The sequence below is a fragment of the Bradyrhizobium shewense genome (genome assembly GCF_900094605.1).
Lineage (GTDB): Bacteria > Pseudomonadota > Alphaproteobacteria > Rhizobiales > Xanthobacteraceae > Bradyrhizobium > Bradyrhizobium shewense.
Map to the genome: position 1 here is coordinate 275131 of NZ_FMAI01000001.1, position 22532 is coordinate 297662.

Consider the following 22532-nt stretch of genomic DNA (forward strand, 5'->3'; position numbering starts at 1 on the left):
GGTGGTGCCGATCACTCGGCCTTCCCTGCGCGATGGTTGGACGGCTTATGCCGTGATCTCCCGGGAGCCGAACTTTCCTTCTGGCCTCCCTCGCCCCGCGAATTGGATGATGCAGTCTGCCCGGTTGGGCTCGCATACGCCGAAACCGAATTTCGGTAAAGTGGAATATTTCTGCGCGCGGGGATTGACAGAGGGCGACACAGGCAGGTGCCGTAGCCCGGATGAAAGCAGCGACATCCGGGATCGGCGCGAGTCGCGGCACGGCGATGGGTGCGGACGCGCGGATCCTGTTCAGCGACATCGAGCCGGGCAGCGCCAGAGCGCAAGAGCCTCGTTCGCGCCCTCAGTCGCGAGCGCCCGACATTTCGTCGTGCTTCAAGTGCCGCCTGCGGATATTGCGGGTGACGATCCAGACCACGGCCACGGCAACCGGCACGAAGATCGCGGTTGCCAGCGAAGGCTCGACGTGCAGACCGCCGTCATGGGCGCCCTTGGCGAGGTAGCCGAACAGGCTGACGACGTAATAGCCGATGGCCGCCACCGACAAGCCTTCGACCGTGCTCTGCAGCCTCAATTGCAACCGGGTGCGCTCGTCCATCGAGCGCAGCAGATCGCGGTTCTGCTCCTCGAGCTCGACATCGACGCGTGTGCGCAACAGATCGGCCGCGCGCGCGAGCTTGATCGACAGATCGGCCTGCCGGTCCTCCATCGTCGCGCAGGTGCGCATCGCAGGTGCCATGCGGCGGGCGAGGAAGGAGGACCAGGTCGGATAGCCCGCGATCTCGCCGCCTTCGATCACGGCGAGGCGGGCCTGCACGATGTCGTTGTATGCGCGGCTCGCGCCGAACCGAAACGAGCTGCCGGCAGCTCCCCTTTCCAGCGAAGCCGCCAATGCGGTCAGTTCCGTCAGGAGATGGTTGTTGAGCTTGAGATCCTCGGCGCCCTGCATCTCCTCGAGCACTTCGACGAGCCGCCGGCCGATATGATCGACAGAGGGCGCAAGCTCGAGCGCGGCGGGCAGACCGAGCAGCGCCAGCGTGCGATAGGTCTCGATCTCCAGCACACGCTGCACGAGGGCGCCGAGCCGGCCGGGCGACAGGCCGTCGTTGCAAACGAGAATGCGGACGAAACCCTGATCATCCGTGCGAAAGTCGGATGCGACGACGGCAGGTCCGCTGCGGACCGCAGCGATGGCGAGACTCCCTCTCTCGAACAGCTGCTGCGCACGCTCCAGCGCCGCCGAGGTCTGCTCGACCTCGAGCTTGACGGCGACCAGCAATTGGCCGGATTGGCGCAGAGACCGGATCAACGCGGCCGACTCTTCACCGATCTCGCCGAACCGACGCGCGGGCGTCTCCGGGCTGCTCAGGATCCAGGTGAAGGTGCTGAACTCCGAGTGTTGCTCCCAACGCAGCTGGGTGTCACCGATCGTCACCTGGTGATGCTTGGTTCCGGCGTCCGGCGGCGCCTGCCCGTGCGACATACAGAAAGCCACGAAGTTCTGCCGGTCCGCCGCAGCAACCTCGCCTTGGCCGAGAAAGGCAAAGCGGAGCACCGTGACTGGCGCCGTCAACCGGGTGAATGGACGCGCATGCACCTCGGCCAGCACCGCACCACGCTGCGGATGCAGTTCGAAGTCGGCGAGATCGAGGTCACGGTTCATCGACGGTCCCCTGATGGGCTTTCAGGCCGCGATGCGCCGCCAACCTGACCGTTCACTACCACAACACACCTCGCCTGCAACGCATCGCGCATTGCGAGGCCATTTTTTCGCCGCGGAGACTTTCGCCGCCCACGACCTGACCAGACCTAGAACGTCCCGGCGACGGTAAGACGGAACGTCAACGGCTCCACGGGGTGCAGCACGTAGTCCATCACGCCGTTCTGACAGACTGAAGTTGGCGCAGTGCCCGATGCGCAGAGGTTGTAGAGCGTATCGGTCTTGAGCAGCGAGCCATAGGCATAACTGATCTGGTTCGCCCTCGTGTTGAGGAGGTTCAGCACGTCGAGCTGAAGGCGCCAGCCATTGTCGATACGATAGCCGAGGCGGCCATTGAAAATGCTGGTCGCAGAGGAACGGAACGCGTTGTCCTCCGTCAGTGGGCTCGACGCGAGATACCGCCAGCGCAAGGTCCCGAACCAGCCGGTCCGCTCGCCCAGCGTGACGCCGACTGAAGCCACCATCGCGGGCGAGTTCGGAATGTAGTTGCCGGGCGCATTGCCGATCTGCGCCTCGGGATAGCCGGCGAGCGAGGCATAGACGTCCGCCTGCTCGCTGTCATAACCGCGGAAGCGTGCATGGGTCATTGCGAGATCGGCGTCGATGTCGATCCAGGATCTGGGCCGGTAGTGGTTGGTCCATTCAAAGCCGTAGCGGCGGCTGGCGCGGGTCGCCGACGTGTCCCCGGCATCGCCGGAGAACAGGATCTCGGAATCCTGATCCAGGATGAAGAGGCTGAGCGAGGTGTCCAGGCCGGGAACGATCCTGCTGCGAACACCGACCTCTGCACCCCTGGTGCGCACCAGGAGCGGCGATGGCGTCAGCCTCGTCGCGGGATCGCTGGGATCCTCCGTCGTGGTCACGCCGCGGGCGTCGTTGGAGTGCATGCCGTAACCGGCGCCGAAGAAGAATTCGGTCTGGTTGAACGGACCGAGCACCATCCTGAATTTCGGGCTGCCGAGCGCGGCGTCGGTGCGGCCGGAATTGTTGGCATTGAACCGCGACGTGACGTCGGCGGCATAATAGTCGCCGCGCCAGCCCACCGTCGTCCTGAGCCAGTCAGTCCAGCGCACCGCATTTTCGGCATAGACGCCGACGCTGCCCTCGCCGACCTTGTCGCTGCGGATGTTGGCAAGGAAGCCGCGCTGGAAGGTATTGGTGAGCGCGAGATCGATCGCATCATAACGCGACTGCAGGCCGAAGGTCGTTTGCATCGGCAAGCCGGCCAGCGAACCGTTCAGCGTGCGCGAAATGTTGGCGCCGGCCATCAGGCGGTCGTCGTGCTGGTGGAACTGGTCGCCGAGCACGGGATCGCTCAGGAAGTAGGTGAAGTTGTTGAAGAGGTCGAGCTGGCTCTTCACGACATAAGCGTTGGCTTTCCAGGAGCCGAGATCGTCGGTCTGCGCAATGCGGCCGGAGAGTGCGAAACGGCTGGTGTTGCCGCCATCGCTTGGATCTTCGGAGCCGAACCGGTCGAGCAGGCCACCGGTGATCGCGCGCTGCGGGACCTGGTCCGTCGAATTCCATTTGTTGGCGTAAGCCATGCCGGTGACGGAGACGCCGTCGGTCGCGGTGCCCTGGCTGAAGCGCACGAGGCCGTTGAGCTTTCGCACATTGTCCGGATTCTCCCACGGACCGTTGTAGGTCCCGATCTCGCCGGCCACGAGCAAGGAGCCGTCACCGACCTTCGCGGAGTCCATGCCGAGCAGGCGGCGATAGCCGAAGCTGCCGGCGGTCACCTGCGCTATTCCCCTGGTGCGGTCGATCAGACCGATATGGACGCTGCCGGCCGAGGCGAAATCGCCTTCGTCGGCGTAGTACGGACCCTTGCGCGCGTCCACTGCGGCGATGGTTTCCGGGATCAGCCAGTTGAGATCGGCATAGCCCTGGCCGTGCGCGTGGGTGCGCATGTTCACGGGGACGCCGTCAACGGTGATGGCAAGGTCGGTACCGTGGTCGAGATTATAACCGCGCAGGAAATACTGGTTGGCTTTGCCCTCGCCGGAATGCTGCGTCACGATGAGACCCGGTACGGCTTCGAGCGCTTCGCCCGGCCGCGCGAAGGGGCGTGCATTGATCTCCTCGCCCGAGACGGAGATCTCGCTGGCCATGCTGGGCTGGCCCTTTGCACCCGAGGCGACGCTGCGCACATCCGAGGCTTGCGCCGCTGCCGGATACACGGGGATGCGGTGATCCGCTGGGGACGGCCTGCCGGCCCGGCGCGATGCGACCGGCTTCTTGCGCCCCGCCGTCTCGCCGCCGCCGATCTGGATTGGCGGCAGCTCACGTGAGGTGCTCTCGCTCTGCGCGAAAGCGCGGCCGTCGTCCGCGAGCAGAACCAGGACCGAGAGTGCCGTCAGCGCGCCACCGCCACGACAGGGCTCACGCCACTTCGGTCGCATCGGCGCATGCCAGAGCTTTCGTCGCGGGCCGGTGCCGGCCGTCAGCAAAGACGCGGCGATAGAGCACGACCGAGACGAGCCAGGCGACCGCGAACAGCGCGATCACGGCAAAGCCGACATTGGCGAGGGACTCGTTGAGGCCGTCGACCAACGTCCACAGTCCTCCGGACAGATCGAGCCGGTCGGCGATCAGCCCGAGCGCCTCGATACCGCCGATGAACAGCGCGACCGCCACTGAGGCGCCGGTGATCGTGAGGTTGTACCAGAGCTTTCGCAAGGGGTCGACGAAGGCCCATCGATAGGCGCTCACCATCAGCGCGGAATCGGCGGTGTCGACCAGCGCCATTCCCGACGCGAACAACACAGGGAAAACCAGCACGTCGGCGACTGACGCGCCGCGCGCGGCTTCGGTTGCTGAGATGCTGAGCAGGCCGATCTCGGTCGCCGTGTCGAAGCCGAGCCCGAACAGGAAACCGAGCGGATACATGTGCCAGGGTTTTGTGACCAGGCGGAACAGCGGTCCGAGCAGTCGCGCGAGGAAGCCGCGATTGGCGAGCAGCCTCTCGAGGCCTTCGGCGTCGTGACCCCCCTGCTCCCGCGCCGCGCGAAACGTCCGCCACAGGCCGACGAAGATGACGAGATTGATGGCCGCGATCACGAGCAGGAACAGCGCCGACACCGACGTGCCGATGAGGCCGCCGATCTCCTTGAGCAGGCTGTCGCCGCCAAGGCTCACCACGCCGAGCGCGAGCAATATGGTCGCGACCACGACGACGGTGGAATGGCCGAGCGCAAAATAGAGGCCGACGCTGCGCGGCGCGCCACCCGTCTGCATCAGCTTACGCACGACGTTGTCGATGGCGGCGATGTGGTCGGCATCGACGGCGTGGCGCAGACCGAACACCCAGGCCAGCAGCGCAGTCGCCAGCACCGTCGGCCGATCGCCGAACAGCGCGAAGGCCCAGGCCCATGCGGCGATGTTGGCGGCGATCAGCCCCCCGAACAGCACCACCGTTCCGGGCTCGACCGCCCGCAAAGTCCGCCTCACCGCCCGCTCCATCCACCTGATCCCGCAGTATGACGTTTATCAAGAACCCTCATACTGGCAAGAGCAAGAGCCGCGCCACTTTTCGGCCTGGCGGCCGAAAGGGCGCACCGAGACGGAAGTCACCTCGTTGATTCAATGGAGACTTTTGTAGTCCGGTGCATCACGGCGCCGGAGCGGAATGCTGGGCTGCGTTTCACGCAAGCGAATGCGCAACGATCACATGTCCACGGTCATCGACAGGAGATATGTGCGTGGTGCTCCCAGGAAGAATGTTCCGAACGAAGCCACGCTGGACCAGTAACTCTCACCGGTCACATTCTGGATGTTTGCGCGGAAAACCGTCTTCTTGCCGTTGATCGCGGTGGTGTAGCGGGCGCCGAGGTCGAGCCGCGTCCACTCGGGAATCGGCTGCTTGTTCGCGGCGTCGACGAACTGCCTGCCGGTGTAGATCACGGCTCCATTCAAAGTGAGCCCCCTCATCCACGGGAGGTCCCACTCCGCGCCGAAATTGGCCTGTATGTTCGGAACGCCGATTGGCGTGTTGCCCACATTGGCCGCGACGGCGGTCTTCGTCAGGGTGCCGTCCAGCAGCGAGATGCCTCCGAGGACACGAACATCCGGCAAGAGCTCGCCGTAGACGTTGAATTCGAGCCCGCGGACTCGTTGCTCGCCTGTCGCCGCGAAGCGCCCAGCGGACGACTCGCCGCTCGCCTTCGATATCTCGAACGCGCTGAAGGTCGTCGCGATCCGGCCAAACTCCACCTTGATACCGGCCTCGTACTGCTTGGCGATGTAGGGCTGCAGCACTTCACCGAAATTGGACGTACCCTGAGGGGCAATGTCGCCCCGCGCGAGACCTTCGACATAGTTCGCGTAGAGGGAGACGTTGTCCTGGGGACGGACGACCAGGCCGACCACCGGGGTGACCGCGCTCTTGTCATAGGACGACGTCGGTGTCCCGACATTGGAGGAATAGTTGTTCGCCTCGATGCCCTGCCGGCGGACGCCCAAAGTCAACAGGACGCGCTCATCGAGCACGGACAAGGTGTCGGCAATCGAAAGCCCGGTAAGCTCGCTGTCCGAGAGCCGGGGACGGTCGCTGATCTCGTTCGCGAACTGAGTTGGCGCAACGGTCGGACTGTAGATGTTCGAGGTGACCAGACTGCCATTGGTGAGCCGCCGGTGCAGCGCGTCGTGATAGACCGAGGCCTGGAAGGCGACGGCATGGTGGACGAAGCCGGTATCGAAGCGGGCGCGAACACCGCCATCATATGTGGTTCGATCGATGCTGAGGCCGAAGTACTGGGGCGTTGAGGTCGTATTGCCGTTCGTGTTGACGATGGTCGGAAGACCGAAGAACCGCTCGACATTGGTCTTGGAGCCGCCGACATCCGCGAACAGCGTGACCTGCTCGGTGAGATCGTATTCGGTCCGCAGCAAAGCAGACTGGTCGTTGATGCGCGACCATTCCCAGGGCTGAGTCACGTTCAGCTTGCCGTCCGGCGCCTTCGGCACCTGCAGGCCGGGAGCCATCAGAAAGGGACGTGACGGCGCGTCGAACCGATCGGTCTGGGCGATGAGATAGAGCCAGGACCTGAACCGTTCGCCTTGATAGTCGAGCGCCAGCGATCCGACTCCTGTCGTCTCGGACTGGCGGTCGATGGGCGTGTCGCCGCCGCGGACGCTTCCGCTGGCGCGTACGCCCCATTCCTTGCCATCGCCGTAGCGCCTCGCAACATCCCAGTGACCGCCGAAACGTGCGGTCGAGCCGTAGCTCGCGGTCAAGCGGGTCAAATCCTCTTCCGCGCGCTTGGGCACGACATTGATGACGCCGCCGACACCGCCATTGGGCGCCATGCCCGAGAGCGCGGCCGAGGGACCCTTGAGCACTTCGATGCGCTCGACGTAGTCCGTGAAGATCCGATATGTCGGCGCGATTCCGTAAAGGCCCTCGAAGGCGAACTCACCGTTATTGCCTTCGTTGATCGGGAAGCCGCGTATGTTGAAAGAGTCGACGATACCGCCCGTCGGGTGGGAACTTCGCACGGAGGGATCGAGGATCAGGGCATCCGCACCCGTTGCCGCCTGTTGATCCCGAATGAACTTGTCCGTGTAGCTCGTCGCGCTGAAGGGTGACTTCATGGTGTTGGTATTTCCGAGCATCCCCAGTCGCGCGTCTTGAGCGACCTGCCCGCCGGCAAATGGCGGGACGACAGCCGGTTGCGATTGCACTGCGACCGTCGGGGCTTGCGGGGCGCGCCGTGAGGTCGATCGGACCCGCGTGTCGTTTCGCCTGGTTGGCGCACGGCGAACCGACTGTTGCGTCGGAGCTTCGACAGTCACGGGTGGAAGAGAGCTGCCGCCCTGAGGCGTTTGGGATTGAGCAGGCGATTCGAACCACGTCAGCCACGCCACACCACCCAGCAGCGCCGCACCAAAGCGAGCTACCGTCTTATCCCCACCCGCACGTCGCATTCCAGAAAGTCCTTCATCAATAGCGCGCAGCCCGCCGTGAAGCGGCTTCCGCGTTTGGCCAGCAACGACCATGGATCGAAGAGCAGCTCTTCGTATCCGAGCTCGGCCGGCATGCATGGCCCGTCAATCAGTTGCTCTGCAGACGCGCACGCGCGTTTGCTGCCTTCGTCTTGGCGACAACATCCGAATGTCAGCGATCTGCATCGCCTCTTTAAAAAGACGCCATCGTGACGGCAACGCAAATGCGTGCGCGTGGCTTAGAATGCCTCGATCATCGCCAACTGGGAGGAGAATGTCTGGAACGATTCAAATACGCTTTGGATGATTCCAGATCGGTGCGGTCAAAATGCCGCAGGAAGGCTTGCTCGGAGTGCGCTCGTCAGGAACGCTTCGGCATCATCACTTCGTTGCTGTGGCCTTTATCGCGACGACATCTGCCGCTGACGCGTTCTATCTCAGCGAGATCATGATCCGGCTGATGTTGGCCGCAAGCTCCAGGCCCGCTTTCGGCCCCTGCATCACGATCGTCACCCCCTTCTCATTGCGCAGGTGGACGCCGCTGACGCCCCCGACCAAAGCGAAGCCGCCGCCGACAGAACTGTAGGTGCCGGCGAAGTCGCCGACCTCGCGGATACCCGAGGCCCAGCCGTCGAGCCGGCCGATCGTCGCGCCGGCGGTGATGCCGAAGCTCATGCCCGTAATTTTGAAGGGATACTTATTGCCTCGATAGGTCAGCACACCGCTTCCAACGCCACCGCCGACAAGGAGACCCCCTTTGACGATTTTGGCACGCACGTGACCGGCGGCTTGCGCGAAGGACGGCGTAGCCGGCACTGCGAAGCTCAGCGCCAGCACCAGTATCGCAATCAGGCGACATGCGCGCAGCCGCGATGCCCTGATCCATTCAAGGCTTTGCGGCATCGACTTTCTTCCAAGTCTGGTCGGGATCGAACAACGTCATGCGCGGCGCGATGAAATCGGTCCTCGCCCCCAGATCCTTCTCGTAAACGGTGCCGGCATGGTTCACCACGAACGTCATCACAGCGGAATTGCCGTACTCGGCGGGCCAGGCGATCAGCCCGAAGCCGCCGATCATCTTGCCCTTGACGACATAATTGAGCGCGCCGCCAGGCGCGTCAGAACCCTGCCCCTTCAGGATGCGGAAGTAATAGCCATGATACGGCGCGAGCCTTTCGCCCGGCTTGTAGCCCTCGGCTGAAGCCTCCGCGACCAGGGGACCGAGCGGACTCGGGTCACTGTCGTCACGCCAGAACAGACCGTCCTTCTTGCCTGACGTCGAGAGGAAGCGCTGTGCGTAGATGCCGGCGCCCTCGCCGCGATCCTTGTCGGCATATTCATTCTGCGCGTCGACATAGGCGAGCGCGGTCTGGATCGCGTCGAGCTCGTTACGGCCGATGCGGCGGCGCAGAACTTCGATCCGTCCCTCGTCAGTGTCGAACTCCCAGCCTGCCTTGGTGTTGACAAGGGGAATCGGGAACGGGAAATCGTCAGGCCCGAGCACCAGCGTCGCCTTCTTGTTGCCCTCCGCCTTGATCGCGTGCTTGGCGTCGTACATCGAGACGAAGCGGGCGCGGATATCGGCGTCGGCGACTTCGTCGCCCGACGAGACGATGTCGTCACCCGCCCTTCCGAGCACTTTCAGAACGTCACGTGGACCGCTCTTGGCCGCCGCCGCGAGTGCCGAGGCGGCATCCTCCGGCGTCGGATAGGACTGCTGGGCTCGGGCCGTGGTGATGAGCGCCAGCGCCACGATGCCCGGCAGAACGGCGCGACGAAGCAACTTCAAGCCGGTCATGGCAATTCCTCCGCAGGGATCTTTGCGCCATTGGCGAGCCAGTCAGCGTAGGATCGGAATCTCAAACCGAGCTTGTCGTAGTAGACGCGCAGATAGCCGTCGCTGCCGCGCGTTACAGCATCGGGCGCCACCCGCTCGACCTCCTGCGCCATCACGCCGACATAGGTCTTGTCGCTGCCGATATAGCTGAAGCGGTAGTATCCGAGGCCGCTTGCGAGATGGCCGAGCAGGACGACATCGTGCTTCAGTGTGATGTCGGAACGCCGGCCACCACCGCCACCTCCGCGGCCGCCACCACCAAAGCCACCTCCGCCGCCGCGCATCGCCATTCCGCCACCTCCGCCGCGGCCAGCCATGCTTGGTCCGCCACCACCGCGCGGCATGCTCGCCATGCTGGATCGTCCGCGTGCGGATGCTGCGGCTGCCGACCGGCCGGAGGAGACGTTCATCGCGCCGCCGCGATTGCCGCCACCGCCGCGGTTGGCCGCACCGCCGCTGGGGCGGCTGGCGGCCTTCGCACGATCGCCACCACCCTTGGCCCGGTCGCCTCCGCCCTTGGCCCGATCCCCGGCACCAGCGCGATCACCACCGCCCGGCCGATCGCCGCGATTGCCGGCACGGTCACCCGCCCGATCGCCGGCTCGATCACCTGCTCGATCTCCTGCACGATCGCCCGCGCGATCTCCTGCTCGATCTCCTGCACGATCGCCTGTACGATCTCCTGCGCCCTGATTGGGACGCAGCACCTGATTGCCGTCACGGCCGCGGAAATCCATCCGGTCCGACGCACCGGCCTTCAGGTTGTTGTTGCCAAAGCGCTGTTGAACATTGCTGTTGTTGTAGCGCACGCCACCGCGATGCGCCGGATTGTGCTGCCAGCCGTTACCGATGTTGGTGGTGCGATGATTGACGTAGACGTTGCGGTTGCCCCAATTGCAGCCGCCGCCCCAATAATTGCCCCAGCGCCCGATCGCCCAGGCCGTGCCGAAAGCGAGGCCCGCCGCAACCACGCCGGCACCGATATAGGACGGGTAGCCCCAATAATACGGCGGATACTCCGCATAGGGCCAGCTGCCATAGACCGTCGCCGGATCGTAATACGGCACGTACATCGCCGAGGGGTCGGCCTGCTGGATCACGACGACCTGCTTGCCTTCCTGCGACTGGACGCTCACCTTCTGCTGCTTGGTGGTGACCAGCTTCTTGTTGTCATAGGCCTTGTTGCGCAGGCGCTGGATCGCATCCATCACATCGGGCTGCTGGGCGAGGAAGGCATCACCGAGCTTCTTGGTCCATTCGAGCTGGTCGCTCATCATGGTCAACACATCGGCGGTGCTGGCCAGCGCCTTGACGCTATCGTCCCAGGCCTGCTTCTCGACCTCCGTCTTCAGCGCATCGCCCTTCAGGGTCTTGCGCTCCTTCAGCCAGCGGTCGGCCTGCACTACCTCCAACGGATAGGTTGAGGCGGCAAGCACATTGGCAAGGAGCTCGTCCGGATAGAGCGCGATCGGCGCCACCAAGGCCTCGAGCTGCTCCGGCTTCAGAAGCTCGGCCGTCGGCGCAGGCGGAGTGGCCGGCTGCGCCTGCGGAGACGGGGCCGCAGGCGTCGTGTTGGTTTGCGCCGTTGCGGCGAACGATGTCGCCATGACGACCGCAAGCGCCATCAGGGTCTTGCCGCAGCGAAACATTGCATCCTCCCTTGCACTTCCAGGGTGGGACGATCGGGCCGGAACGCAGACGTTTGTTGATCGAGATCAACGAAACGAGGTCCTCGTGGCTGCTGCAGCGCGAGAGCCACACGTCATTCGATCAGTTCGGCGTCCATCAGCAGGCGGCTTGGCACCGTCAGCCCGAGGGCATTGGCCGCCTTCATGTTGATGACGAGCTCGAACCTGGTGGCGAACTGCACTGGGAGCGACCGAATCTCGGTGCCGCGCAGGATGCGATCGACATAGCCGGCGCCGTCGCGAAATTGCTGGGTGAGATCGGCGCCATAGGACATCAGCCCGCCGTTCACCGCGTAGAAGCGGACCGCGAAGATCGCGGGCACGCGGCGCTGCGTCAGCAGCGCGATCGTCATCGCGCTCTGGGTCCCGAAGAAGCCGCCATCAGGCAGCACGACGAGGCCGCCGCCGTCGCGTGTCGCAGTTCCGATGGCCGCCGCGATCTCGGCCCCGCTCCGGACACTAGCACCGGTGACCTTGAGACCGAGCCGGTTTTCCATCTGGTGCGCCGCCTGAAGATAGAACGGCGCATAGGGCGACGATTCCGGATTGAACAGCAGCGCCGCATGGTTCAGCCCCGGCACCATATCCTTCAGCAGACCGAGCCATTTCCCGCTCATCGAGTGCTCATAGAGCGAGAAGCCGGTGAGATTGCCGGTCGGCCGCGCCAGATTGGCGACGAGGCCGGTCCCGATGGGATCGGAGAGCCCGACGAAGACGATCGGAATTCGCTGCGTGGCATCGCGCAGCGCCCGGGTCGTGCCCGTGCTGGTCGAGAGCAGCACGTCCGGCCCGGCGGCAATCAGTTCGAGCGCCTCCAATTGCTGGCGTGCCGGATTGGGACCCGGCCAGCGCACCTCCAGGCGATAGTTCTGGTTGGCGATCCAGCCACGATCGGTGAGCCCCTGCTGAAAGGCATCGACACGCATCTGCGCGCCGGGATCGCCGGCGACATTGCCGGTCAGCACGCCGACGAACGGCGGTCTGTCCTGGGCCCGAGCCAAGACCGGGAACGCAGTCGCGGCGCCAACCAGCGACATGAACTCACGGCGTCTCATGGCCACCGACGCTCCCCACATGCGCCCCCATCCCGGTCATCGCGCAATTGCGAGAAGGAAACGGCTTCGCCGAACCTGCGGGCTTGATCAAGATCAAGATACCAGCCGATCAGTGAAGGATCGGAAGACGGATCGTGAAGAGCGCGCCGCCCGCAGGCTGCGTCGCCGCGCCGATCGTACCGTGATGGGCCTCGATGATGGTTTTGGCGATCGCGAGCCCCATGCCCATGCCCTGTGGCTTGGTCGTGAAGAACGGATTGAACACGTCCGCGAGGTCGGAGGCGGCAATCCCGGGACCAGTATCGGAGACCCGGATCTCCGCTACGTTGCCGACGCGCAGGGTCGAGACGCTGACTTGGCGTTTTCCGGGATCTGCGTCGAAGATCGCATCCATCGCGTTGATGATCAGGTTGAGAACGACCTGCTGAAGCTGGATCGGATCGCCTCTGACATGCAGGTCCGCCAGGACAGGCGTGTAGATCAATGTGATCCGGCGTCCATCGGCGACGGCCCGCACAAGGCCGATCGCTTCGCGGACCATATCGTTGAGCTCGATGTTCTTGATCTCGAACGGCGTCTTTTTCAGAATACTGCGTAGCCTGCGAATGACTTCGCTCGCCCGCTGATCGTCGCGCCTGATGTCCGCGAGGATCTGCCGGATCTCGTCGATGTCGGGCGAAGCGGCCCTCAGCATCAGCTCCGCAGTCTCGGCGTTGGTCAGGATGGAGCCGAGAGGCTGGTTCAGTTCATGGGCGATCGACGTGGTCAACTCACCAACGGCCGAATAACGGTTGGCGTGAGCGAGCTCGGCCAGACGCTGGCGTGACTCGACTTCGGCGATCTGGCGCCGACGGCGCTCATGCAGCATCCCGCTGATCAGGCCGGCCTGCACCAGAATCACGGACGCGATCAGCAGCATCTGCCAACGATAGCGCTCCCAGATGCTCTGTTCGCGAAACACGATTTCGCTGCCGGGAGGCAAACGACTCTCGCTGATGCCCCAACGCTGCAACTGGCGCCAATCATATCTCGGCGCGGCGAATCCGATCGGCTCGTAACTGATGCTCGCTGGTTTCGCGCCGCCGAGAATGCCAATCGCTGCACTGACGGTCCTGGAACTCGTTTCCGCGATCATATGCATCGGTCCCCCGACGGTGCCGTCACCGAAGAACGGCTCCTGGTAGGAAAAGATCGGGGCATTCGCGGCCGCGTACAGGCTGCGCAAGGCGATGTCGCTCTCGTGGACGACCCCGGCCGCATCGACCGACATTAGTCCCCAGAACAGCGCGGTATGCGGCGGCAGCCTTGATGCGCGTTTCAGGATTTCCTCGAATGACAAGTCCGAGTACCAGACGACCTCAATCCCTTCCCCCAAAGGTTGCAGTTCCCGCTTCACCTCCTCTACCCAGAACTTCTCGAGCGGCGATGCACCGATCACGACCGCAATCGACTTTGTGTCTGGCAGAACCTGAAGGATGTTGCCGAATGCGGCCATGAAATCGTTGCGGATCGCCACGACGACGTCGTTGTCGCTGAGATCGGCGCGATTGATCAGCCGATGCTCGACCGCGGAGAGAATCAATGGCACATCAGGGAATAATCTTCCGCGGTATTTCTGCGCAAACCGGGCCGCCGGCGCGCCGATGCTCAACACGATGTCGGGCATCGCTCCCTGGTACAGCGATTGCAGATAGTCGACGAAGGGCGCCTCGGGACCAGGATTATTGAAGCGCGCGGTGAGCAGCGCGTGCTCCTGGATGTCGAGCGGCCAGGGCGATTGCCGTTCGAGCTTGGCCTTGATATCGCGCGCATACTCGCTCCACGGCCGAAAATCACGGCCGAAAGAATGCAATATGAGGACGCGCTTCAGCTCCCCCCGGAGACTCCGTTCGACTGCACCAACTCGCCCGGTTGACAGGCACACGGCGGAAAGCAGCGCAAGACAGAATAGCGCCGCCACGGCCTTTGGCCTGACCTTGGAGATGGACGTGCGCCCGCTCATGCTCCATCCTTGCAGCTTCCAGCAACTGCTGTCCCAGCAATTCTAGCGAGAATTGTACCGCTGCGACAGGCTCGTGAGGCGCCGTCACAGCTCAATGCCCACTCAACACCAGCGTCTGGATTGGCAGCAGCAGCGCTTGAATGCGCAGGAGCAGGGCATGCACCAGGCCGACACCGTCGACAACGTGCAAGGCGATCTTCCGGCTGGTCGAAGTCCCCTTGGCCGAGATTTCCTCGTGGTTGCTGGTGTAGGCATTGACGACGCAGCTGCTGCCCGGTGTCACGCCATCAAGGCCACCTTTGTAAAGCGGCTCCATGAACACCAGGATGGTGCCGGGGCGGACGGCGTTCTGCGGATCGACCAATTGCTCCCCGGATCGGAATTGTCCGGCAGCGATGTAGTCCTGCACTATCGTGATCACCATGGGGATGATCACCCATGGCCTGGAGATGCAGGTCGCTTCCGCCACCATGCCCTCCTTCATCACCTGTGCCTCGATCTGGCCGAACCCGGCCTGGAGCGCCTTGCGGCCGGCCCCCTCCGGGATGAGAACACCTGCGGGCCGCATGAGTTGATTGACGACGTCGCCGGGGCGGATCAGGAATTGCTCGACGCGTCCATCGACACCGGCGCGGACGAAGGTCTTGTCGACATCCACCTGGGCCTGGTCGAGCGCGGCCTCCGCGCTGGCCTTCTGCGCCGGCAGCAGAATGGAGATCTGCATCGAGACGGATTGCTTCGCGGCGGTCGCGGCATCGATCCCGGACTGACGTTGATCGACCAAGACCTGGAGCTTGTCGATATCACGCTGCGGAACGATGCCGGGATTGCGTCGCTGCAGCTCGGTCTTGACCTCGAGCTCATCCTTGGCCTGCTGATAGCTCGCCTTTGCTTCTCCGATTTGCGCCTCGGCCTTGACCACGTCGGCCTGCGCCGTCTGCATGGCGGCCTCGACCTCCGCGACCTTCCGCTTGGCGGTTTCGAGCGCGGCCTGCTGCTTCGAGGCGTCGAGCGTGAACAGCACGTCGCCCTTCTTCACCGGCGCGGTGAAGCCGACCTTGACCTCGGCAACGCGGCCCGAGCCTTCCGGCAGGATCGGCACGGTGCGAAAATAGAGCGTCGCCGATGACGTCGAAGGATGGAAGTAGAAGATCATGGTGATCAGCGACACCGTCAGCATCAGACAGCCGGTAATGCCCCAGCGCAGCTCGTACCAGACCGAGAAGAAGGTGATCTCCTTGCCGAAACGCTTGCCCTGGGCGTAGCGGCGATAGAGATAGTCCGGCAGGATCGTCAGCAGCGAGCAGAACATCAGCTCAAACATGGCTGTGCTCCTTCTTTGCGGCTTCCGGCTTCTGTGCGGGAGGCGTCGCGGCCTCTGTCCGGATCTCTTCGCCACCGGCGGCAGGCGCTGCCTCTGCAATCTTCTCGACCGACCCGGCGATGCTGCGGAGCGGCGTGCCGAAATCGGGAAGATCGATCAACGCGAGCAGGAGGCCTGCGACCCAGAAGATGTGCATATGCGTGAACAACGAGATCAGGCCGAGCACCGCGACGAGCTCGAACTGCAGTTTTTGCGATTTGTGCGCCATCCGCTCGGGCAGGCTGTGCAGCTTCCAATAGAGCGTACCGACCCAGAGCACGGTGCCGATCAGGAACAGCCCCATCACGACCATCAGCGTATCGGTCCCGCTCCCCGGCGCCAGATAAAACGGCAGATGGTGCGGAGCCATCGGATGAAGCTGGTCGCTCAAAGCGTCTCTCCCGATCAAATGCGCATGTGCGATATTGTGCTCGGGCTGGCCGCGGTTTGCTTGATTTGAATCAAGGGAACATCCTCCGCCGGACCTAGCGTTTCCTGGATGCTGATTGGATAACCATCAGGAGCCGCCAGCCATGCCCGGCCTAGACGATCTCATCCCCAACGCCGCCCAGATTCGGAAGGAAGCCGCTCTCAAGGAGGCCGAGAAGGCCGAGGAGTATGTCCGCCTCGCCGCCGCGGTCGAAGCCGAGAAGCGCGCGCTGATCGAGCGGCTCAGCAAACCCTCCGGCAAGAGCGAGGAGGAGAAGATCAAACTCGCCTCGACCATCATCCAGCGTGCGGTGCGAAACGGCCTGACGGAGGTGCTGGTCTATCGCTTCCCCAACTCGCTTTGCACCGACAAGGGGCGCGCCATCAACCAGATGGAAAAGGGCTGGGAGACCACGCTGACCGGCATCCCCAAGGAGATCTTCCAGCTCTGGACCGATTATCTGAAACCGCGCGGCTATCGCATCGCCTACCAGATCATCGAATTCCCGGGCGGCGTGCCCGGCGATATCGGCGTGACCATCTCCTGGGACGATTAGTTCTGGGGCGATTGACAAGCTCAGCAGCGAAAGGACCTGCATGGCCAAGGATGCGCCCGCGGAGCGAATGAAGCGGAAGGACTATGAGAAGGAGCTGGAAAAGCTCCAGGTCGAGCTGTGTCACCTCCAGGAATGGGTGAGAGCCGAGAAGCTGAAGGTGATCGTCATCTTCGAAGGGCGCGATGCCGCCGGCAAGGGCGGCACCATCAAGGCGCTGACGGAAAAGGTGAGCCCGCGGGTGTTCCGCGTCTGCGCCCTGCCCGCGCCGTCCGACCGGCAGAAATCCCAGCTGTTCCTCCAGCGCTATATCGAGCAATTCCCGGCCGGCGGCGAAATCGTGATCTTTGACCGCAGCTGGTACAACCGCGCCGGCGTCGAATATGTGATGGGCTTCTGCTCGCCGTCGGAGCACAAGCGTTTTCTGGAATTATGTCCGCTGGTCGAAAAATTCGCCGTGGACGCCGGCATCATCCTGATCAAGCTATGGCTCGAGGTCGGCATGGACGAGCAGGAGCTCCGCTTCAAGGCGCGCATCGAGGACCCGCTTCGGCAGTGGAAGCTGAGCCCGATGGACACCGAGTCGTTCGGGCGCTGGTACGATTACTCCCGCGCACGCGACATGATGTTCGAGGCAACCGATACCAAGCATGCGCCGTGGCGGCTGATCCGCTCCGACGACAAGCGGCGGGCGCGGCTCAACGTCATCTCGCACATCCTGAGAACGATCCCGTACAAGAAGGTCAAGCGGGACAAGGTCAAGCTGCCGCCGCGCTCCCACAAGGGACGCTACAACGATCAGGCGAGCCTGCGCGGGCTGAAATTCGTCGAAGAGCGGTACTGAAGCGCGATATTGAAATGCCACACGGGCTGGGGTGACGCAGCCCGTTTGCTTTAGGTGCCTGCTTATTTCAGGCGGATCGTGACGCCGCCGACCGCAGCCGACACTTCCGCGCCGACCCTCGGACCGCTGAGCTGAAGGATCACGCCGTTGGCGTTCTGCAGCTGAACGGCGCCGGCGCCTGCGGCCACGGCTCCGCCCGCTCCGCCCACGGCGTAAGAGCCTTCGATGGATGCTGGTCCCTTCAGATTGAGCGCCCGGCCGACGAATTTGGTCGTCGACGCCCCGACCGTGAGGCCGACGCTCATGCCGGAGACGGTGAAGGGATATTTCTTGCCCCTGAGGAGCAGAACGCCCTCGCCGCCCCCGACGCCGACGATGAAGCCGCCCTTGGTGAAGACGACGGCGACCTCGCCGGTCTCGGCACGCGACGGCGTGCTGAGACCGGTCAGGGCGGCAATCGAGGCAACCAGGGCGACGCCAACGGCAAGTATCTTCATGACTTTCTTCCCCCTTTTGATCATTGCGCAAGGATCATTGCGAAGTAGCCGAACACGGTGAGCAAGATGCCCGAGACGGCATAGCCGACCGGGAATCCGATCCAGGGTACCGAGCTCTGGATCTCGACCGCGGCCTCACGGCACGGGCCGGAGTGCGACCGCGCGCCGGCAACGCCGCCCATCAGCACGGCCGGGTTGATCTTGAAGACGTGGAAGCCGATCGCCCAGACGATGAACGGCGGGATCGTGCAGGCAATGAAGCCGACCAGGAATATCTTCAAGGCGACTGCACCCGTGAGCTGCGACAGCAGTCCCGCGCCTGCGTTGACGCCGACGATGGCGACGAAGACCACGAGGCCGAGATCCTCCAGCACGTTGCGCGCCGCGTTCGGCGTGTTGCCGAAGAAGCGCAGACGCGACACGACCGACGACACGATCACACCCGACAGCAACAGACCACCTGCGTTGCCGAGGCCGATCTTGGCACCGAACGCCGGAAATTCGATCTTGCCGATCAGGAAGCCGATGATCATCCCGACCGCCAGCGTCAGCAGATCGGTCGAGGTGTTGGACCGGGCGATGCGGCCCCACATCTCGCCGAGCTCGTTGACCGCGGACTTCAGGCCGACCACCGAGACGATGTCCATCCGCTCCAGCTTGGTCTTGAGACCCGCCGGAATCTGCACGCCACCGCGTTCGACCTTGGTAACCTGCAGCTGGCCGGCGATCGCGGTATCGCGGAAGGACTCGAAGGTGCGCCCCACCATCTCCTTGTTGGTGATGAGGATGTCCGCCTGGTCCATGGGAATGCCGAGCGTCTTGGCATCCGGGACCTCCGGACCGATCAGGCCCATCTTCTCGGTGAGGTGCTCGGTCGAGCCCCCGAGGGCGACGATGTCGCCCTTCTGCAGCACGAGGTCGGCATCCGCGCCTTGCGGCTCACCGTTCCGCCCGACATTGACGATCCGGTATTCGGGATTGATCGCGCGGAACTTTGCGATGCTCATGCCGACCGTCGCCGGATTCTCCAGCCGGTAGGCCCGCAGACCGAACTGACGATAGCCGGTCAGGCCGCCGCCTTCGAGATCCTTGACGCCGAATTCCCGCTCGTACTGCTTCGCGGCGGCCTTAGCGTCGACGCCCCACCAGCGCGGCAGATATTTGCAGATCAGGATGATGCCGACGGTGCCCCAGATGTAGGTGATACCGTAGGACAGCGCGATCATGCCTGAGGCCTCCTCAGGCTTCATTCCCTCGGGCAGCTTGACGACGCCCGACGTGACGGCCTGCTCGGCCGAGCCGATCGCCGCCGACATGGTCTGCGATCCCGCCAACATGCCGCCGGCTGCGCCTGGCGGAAGCGAGAACATCTTGGCGCCGATCACCACCAGCGCGAGCCCGATGACGCTCGATACCACCGCCAGGATGCAGAACTTCAGGCCGTCGCCCTTCAGGCTGTTGATGAAGGACGGCCCGACACGCAACCCGACGCCATACATGAAGAGATAGTAGAACAGACTCTTGGCGAAATTGTTCAGCTCGAGCTTCACGCCGTAGGTCGACGACCACACCGAGACGCCGGCGCCGACCACGATGGCGCCGGCAACCATGCCGAGGCCATACCCCTTGATGCTGGCCCGGCCGATATAGACGGCGAGGCCGACGACGAAGAACAGCAGCAGGTACGGATTCTGCTGCAGGAACGTGAAAAAGCCCTGCATGTTCGATCCCCTCTAAGATGCCGCCTTCAACTTCGGCGTCGCGGCGGGCCTGGGCTTGCCGATCTTCGCCAAGGCTTCGGAGCGGACGAGCTTCAGCCCTTCCTTGGCGTCATAGCCATGGATCTCCTTCACATCGAGCTTGCGCATGAAGTCGATGGTCTCCTGCGTGATGACTTGGCCCGGCACCATGATCGGGAACCCTGGCGGATACGGGATCACGAAATTGGCCGAAACGAGCTCTGGTCCCGACTTGAGCCGGCGATCGATCTCGGGATCGTTGAGGCGGATGTGCTCGCAACCCGCCACGTCGTAGGCCGCGTAAAAGCCGCTGCGAATGTCGCCTTCATTGGTCTTGCTGCCGGCATCCCCGCGGAAGCTCGGGTGGAAATGCGAGAAGTTCGGCAGATCAGGCACGTCGGTCATCAGGCTCTTGACCCGTGCCTCGAAGGCCTTCCTCGCATTGGCACCGCCCTGCGCCAACCCGCGATCGACCTCGCCCGCGATCTCGGCGAGGACGCGGATGAGATGCGCGACGTCGCTGCGGGTGTTGTTGATGTTGGACTGGACCAGGACCGAGTTGCGCGAGGTCTTGTTGACCTGGATGTTGTACTCATTGGCGAGGATACCCTTGAACTGGGTGCCGTCATAACCGGCCATGCCGCATACCAATGTCATGCGGGTCGGATCGAGGCAGAACTCGTCCTCGTCCAGGCTCTTGAGGGTGTTGACCCAATTCACGTCCGCGGCGAGATAATCGGTAAAGCCGCTCTGGCGATACTGGGCAGGCACCATGGCGTCGGCACCGAGGATGCGGAAATATTTCGAGATCAGCGGGTTGTTGTTGACCGCCTGGCGAATGGCAAGCGCGATCTCCATCGCATTGGCCACGAGACCGTAACCTTCCAGCTCCATCTGCCGCCGCGAGATATCGAGGCTGGCGATGAGTTGCTGGTTCGGGCTGGTGGAAGCGTGTGTGAACACGGCCTCCTTGAATTGCTGCTCGACCGTGTGGAATTCGACGTCCTTGACCGAGAGCATGGAGCCTTGCCGGATCGCCGACATCGACTTGTGGGTCGAGTTGGTCTGGTAGACCCGCAAGCGAATCTGCCTGGGATCGGGAATGAGCCGGGTCTTGAGCAGCATCTCGTCTGACGGATTCTTGCCGAGCTCGGCCTGCTGCTTCTCATAGGCCGCGACCGACTTCGGGTCGTGCATCCACGCCTCGATCTCGTTTGCCGCTCCCATCGCGGTGCGGCGGCGCAGGAACGGCGAAAAGCGCGCGAAGCCGAACCAGGCCTCGTCCCAGAGGAAGATCAGATCCGGTTTGATAGCGAGACATTCCTCCATCACCCGGCGGGTGTTGTAGATGTGGCCGTCGAAGGTGCAGTTGGTGAGGTCGATCATCTTGACGCGGTCGAGCCGGCCATCGGCCCTGGCGCCGAGCAGCGCCTGCTTGATCGTCTTCAGCGGCACCGCGCCGTACATCGAGTATTCCGTCATCGGGAAGGCTTCGACGTAAAGCGGCTGCGCACCGGCCAGAACCATCCCGTAGTGATGCGACTTGTGGCAGTTGCGATCGACGATCGCGATGTCGCCCGGCGCGAGCAGCGCCTGCACCGCCATCTTGTTCGATGTCGAGGTGCCGTTGGTGACGAAGAAGACGCGGTCAGCGCCGAGCGCCCTCGCCGCTTTCTCCTGCGCCTTCTTGATGTTGCCGGTCGGCTCCAGCATGCTGTCGAGGCCGCCCGTGGTGGCGCTGCTCTCGGCCAGGAACAGGTTCGGCCCGTAGAATTCGCCCATATCGCGGATCCAGTCGGACTTGAAGATCGACTTTCCGCGGGCGATCGGCAGCGCATGGAACGTGCCGATCGGACGCTGCGCATATTTCTTCAGATTGTCGAAGAACGGGGTGTCGTAGCGATCTTGGATGCCTTCGAGGATGGACAGATGCAGCTCGAGGAGCTCCTCGACGGAGTAGAAGATGCGGCGAACGACGTTGGCCTCAGGATTTCCAGCCAGCTCCTCGACGTCGCGGTTCGAGATCATGTAGAGGTCGAGCTCGGGACGGACGCGCTTGATGATCTGGGCGAGCCGGAGCGCAGAGGCGTCGGACTCGTCGTTGAGGCCGGCCGAAGCCGTGATCGAGCGCAGCACGGGTGCATTGTGGCGCGAGCGCAGCCCGAAGCCTTCATTGATGATGACGGCCGCGATATTGGGATTGAGCATGGTCGCGCAGAATGCGTCTTCCAGGCTGCCGACGATGACGGGCTCATAGATGAAGCCGTCGATTGGGCGCCGCAACTTGCGCCATTCGGCGGCGAGGGCCGGCCACTGACTGGATGTCACGCCGGTCACGATCAGGGTTTCGAAATAGGGCCGGCGCGCCGTGTGCGCACCGAATGTCGGTGGCACCAGCTCGGGCGCGTCGCCATTGCCGTCATCCTTCGCGCTCCAGTCGCCGGCATGCTGACGGAAGGATCGCGTCGTCAGTGCCTGGGTAATCCGCGTCGCAAGGGCCAGCGACGATGCTCCATCGCCTGCGGAGGCCGCTTCCCGCAGTGCCGCCATAAGTTGCAGGCCGGGATAGCCGTAGAACTCCTCAGTCACCGAGAGCTCGGCCAGTGCCGCATCGTAGACTGTGCGATTGCCGACACGGGCCCACGCCTTCGCGGCCTCCACGAGGTCGCGCCATTCGTCCGCCCGGCTCCCGGGACCGGAAAAGAACTGATCGATGCGCTTTTGCGCTGGCTTGGTGTCCTTCGACATGTGTCTCTCCCGATCCCCGGCGAAGCCCTGATGGTCACTCGATGGTCATTTGATGCCCATTGGGCGAAGATGAGCGCGATCGTGAGTTCGGCGCCGCTGGCTCCATTGATCCA

At 63.7% G+C, this 22532-nt stretch carries 17 protein-coding genes; 2 read left to right on the forward strand and 15 right to left on the reverse strand.

The window, feature by feature from the left end:
• Positions 1 to 343 precede the first annotated feature (343 nt).
• The 12 genes from GA0061098_RS01180 to GA0061098_RS01230 all read right to left on the reverse strand — a co-directional run bounded on the left by GA0061098_RS01180 (position 344) and on the right by GA0061098_RS01230 (position 15978).
• Entirely contained in the window at positions 344 to 1663 is a 1320-nt protein-coding gene (locus GA0061098_RS01180; RefSeq protein ID WP_091952554.1) for a DUF3422 domain-containing protein, read from the reverse strand.
• Positions 1664 to 1809: 146 nt separating this feature from the next.
• On the reverse strand, positions 1810 to 4122 hold the full coding sequence (locus GA0061098_RS01185; protein ID WP_091953859.1) for a TonB-dependent receptor: 2313 nt from the start codon (positions 4120 to 4122) through the stop codon (positions 1810 to 1812).
• Positions 4103 to 5182, reverse strand: a complete 1080-nt coding sequence (locus tag GA0061098_RS01190; protein WP_091952556.1) for a HoxN/HupN/NixA family nickel/cobalt transporter — start codon at positions 5180 to 5182, stop codon at positions 4103 to 4105. Before GA0061098_RS01190 ends, GA0061098_RS01185 begins: the two co-directional genes overlap by 20 nt.
• Positions 5183 to 5386: 204 nt before the next feature.
• The gene (locus GA0061098_RS01195) at positions 5387 to 7312 is read right to left on the reverse strand and encodes a TonB-dependent receptor (protein WP_245323128.1); all 1926 of its coding nucleotides are present in this window, start codon (positions 7310 to 7312) and stop codon (positions 5387 to 5389) included.
• A gap of 302 nt (positions 7313 to 7614) precedes the next feature.
• A complete protein-coding gene (locus tag GA0061098_RS45920) occupies positions 7615 to 7758 on the reverse strand; it encodes a hypothetical protein (protein WP_157644191.1) in 144 nt (47 codons plus the stop codon).
• 337 nt (positions 7759 to 8095) lie between these two features.
• Complete coding sequence (locus tag GA0061098_RS01200) at positions 8096 to 8566, reverse strand: hypothetical protein (protein WP_091952559.1); 471 nt, start codon at positions 8564 to 8566, stop codon at positions 8096 to 8098.
• A complete protein-coding gene (locus tag GA0061098_RS01205) occupies positions 8550 to 9461 on the reverse strand; it encodes a DUF2950 domain-containing protein (RefSeq protein WP_091952562.1) in 912 nt (303 codons plus the stop codon). Before GA0061098_RS01205 ends, GA0061098_RS01200 begins: the two co-directional genes overlap by 17 nt.
• Complete coding sequence (locus GA0061098_RS01210; protein WP_091952564.1) at positions 9458 to 11149, reverse strand: DUF3300 domain-containing protein; 1692 nt, start codon at positions 11147 to 11149, stop codon at positions 9458 to 9460. The genes GA0061098_RS01205 and GA0061098_RS01210 overlap by 4 nt, the downstream gene beginning before the upstream one ends.
• A gap of 113 nt (positions 11150 to 11262) precedes the next feature.
• Complete coding sequence (locus tag GA0061098_RS01215) at positions 11263 to 12243, reverse strand: ABC transporter substrate-binding protein (RefSeq protein WP_091953862.1); 981 nt, start codon at positions 12241 to 12243, stop codon at positions 11263 to 11265.
• Positions 12244 to 12352: 109 nt separating this feature from the next.
• Positions 12353 to 14245 (reverse strand): sensor histidine kinase, encoded by a 1893-nt coding sequence (locus GA0061098_RS01220; protein WP_091952566.1) that lies wholly within the window; start codon positions 14243 to 14245, stop codon positions 12353 to 12355.
• Positions 14246 to 14336: 91 nt separating this feature from the next.
• Complete coding sequence (locus GA0061098_RS01225) at positions 14337 to 15569, reverse strand: HlyD family secretion protein (RefSeq protein WP_091952568.1); 1233 nt, start codon at positions 15567 to 15569, stop codon at positions 14337 to 14339.
• Positions 15562 to 15978: a hypothetical protein gene (locus tag GA0061098_RS01230; RefSeq protein ID WP_049814962.1), complete on the reverse strand. Its 417-nt coding sequence runs from the start codon at positions 15976 to 15978 to the stop codon at positions 15562 to 15564. Before GA0061098_RS01230 ends, GA0061098_RS01225 begins: the two co-directional genes overlap by 8 nt.
• Before the next feature lie 163 nt (positions 15979 to 16141).
• Here GA0061098_RS01230 and GA0061098_RS01235 point away from each other — a divergent pair, with 163 nt between their 5' ends.
• Both GA0061098_RS01235 and ppk2 read left to right on the forward strand, forming a co-directional pair.
• Complete coding sequence (locus GA0061098_RS01235) at positions 16142 to 16594, forward strand: hypothetical protein (RefSeq protein ID WP_091952569.1); 453 nt, start codon at positions 16142 to 16144, stop codon at positions 16592 to 16594.
• Between the two features lie 40 nt (positions 16595 to 16634).
• Positions 16635 to 17435, forward strand: coding sequence for a polyphosphate kinase 2 (gene ppk2, locus GA0061098_RS01240; protein ID WP_091952570.1), 801 nt, complete (start codon positions 16635 to 16637; stop codon positions 17433 to 17435).
• Between the two features lie 62 nt (positions 17436 to 17497).
• On the opposite strand, the gene GA0061098_RS01245 is transcribed toward ppk2, so the two are convergent.
• Genes GA0061098_RS01245 through GA0061098_RS01255 form a run of 3 tightly spaced genes read right to left on the reverse strand, consistent with a single transcriptional unit; the run spans position 17498 to position 22419 of the window.
• A complete protein-coding gene (locus tag GA0061098_RS01245) occupies positions 17498 to 17932 on the reverse strand; it encodes a hypothetical protein (RefSeq protein ID WP_091953865.1) in 435 nt (144 codons plus the stop codon).
• Between the two features lie 20 nt (positions 17933 to 17952).
• Entirely contained in the window at positions 17953 to 19653 is a 1701-nt protein-coding gene (locus tag GA0061098_RS01250) for an aspartate:alanine exchanger family transporter (protein WP_091952571.1), read from the reverse strand.
• 12 nt (positions 19654 to 19665) lie between these two features.
• On the reverse strand, positions 19666 to 22419 hold the full coding sequence (locus GA0061098_RS01255; RefSeq protein ID WP_091952572.1) for a decarboxylase: 2754 nt from the start codon (positions 22417 to 22419) through the stop codon (positions 19666 to 19668).
• Positions 22420 to 22532: the final 113 nt, after the last annotated feature.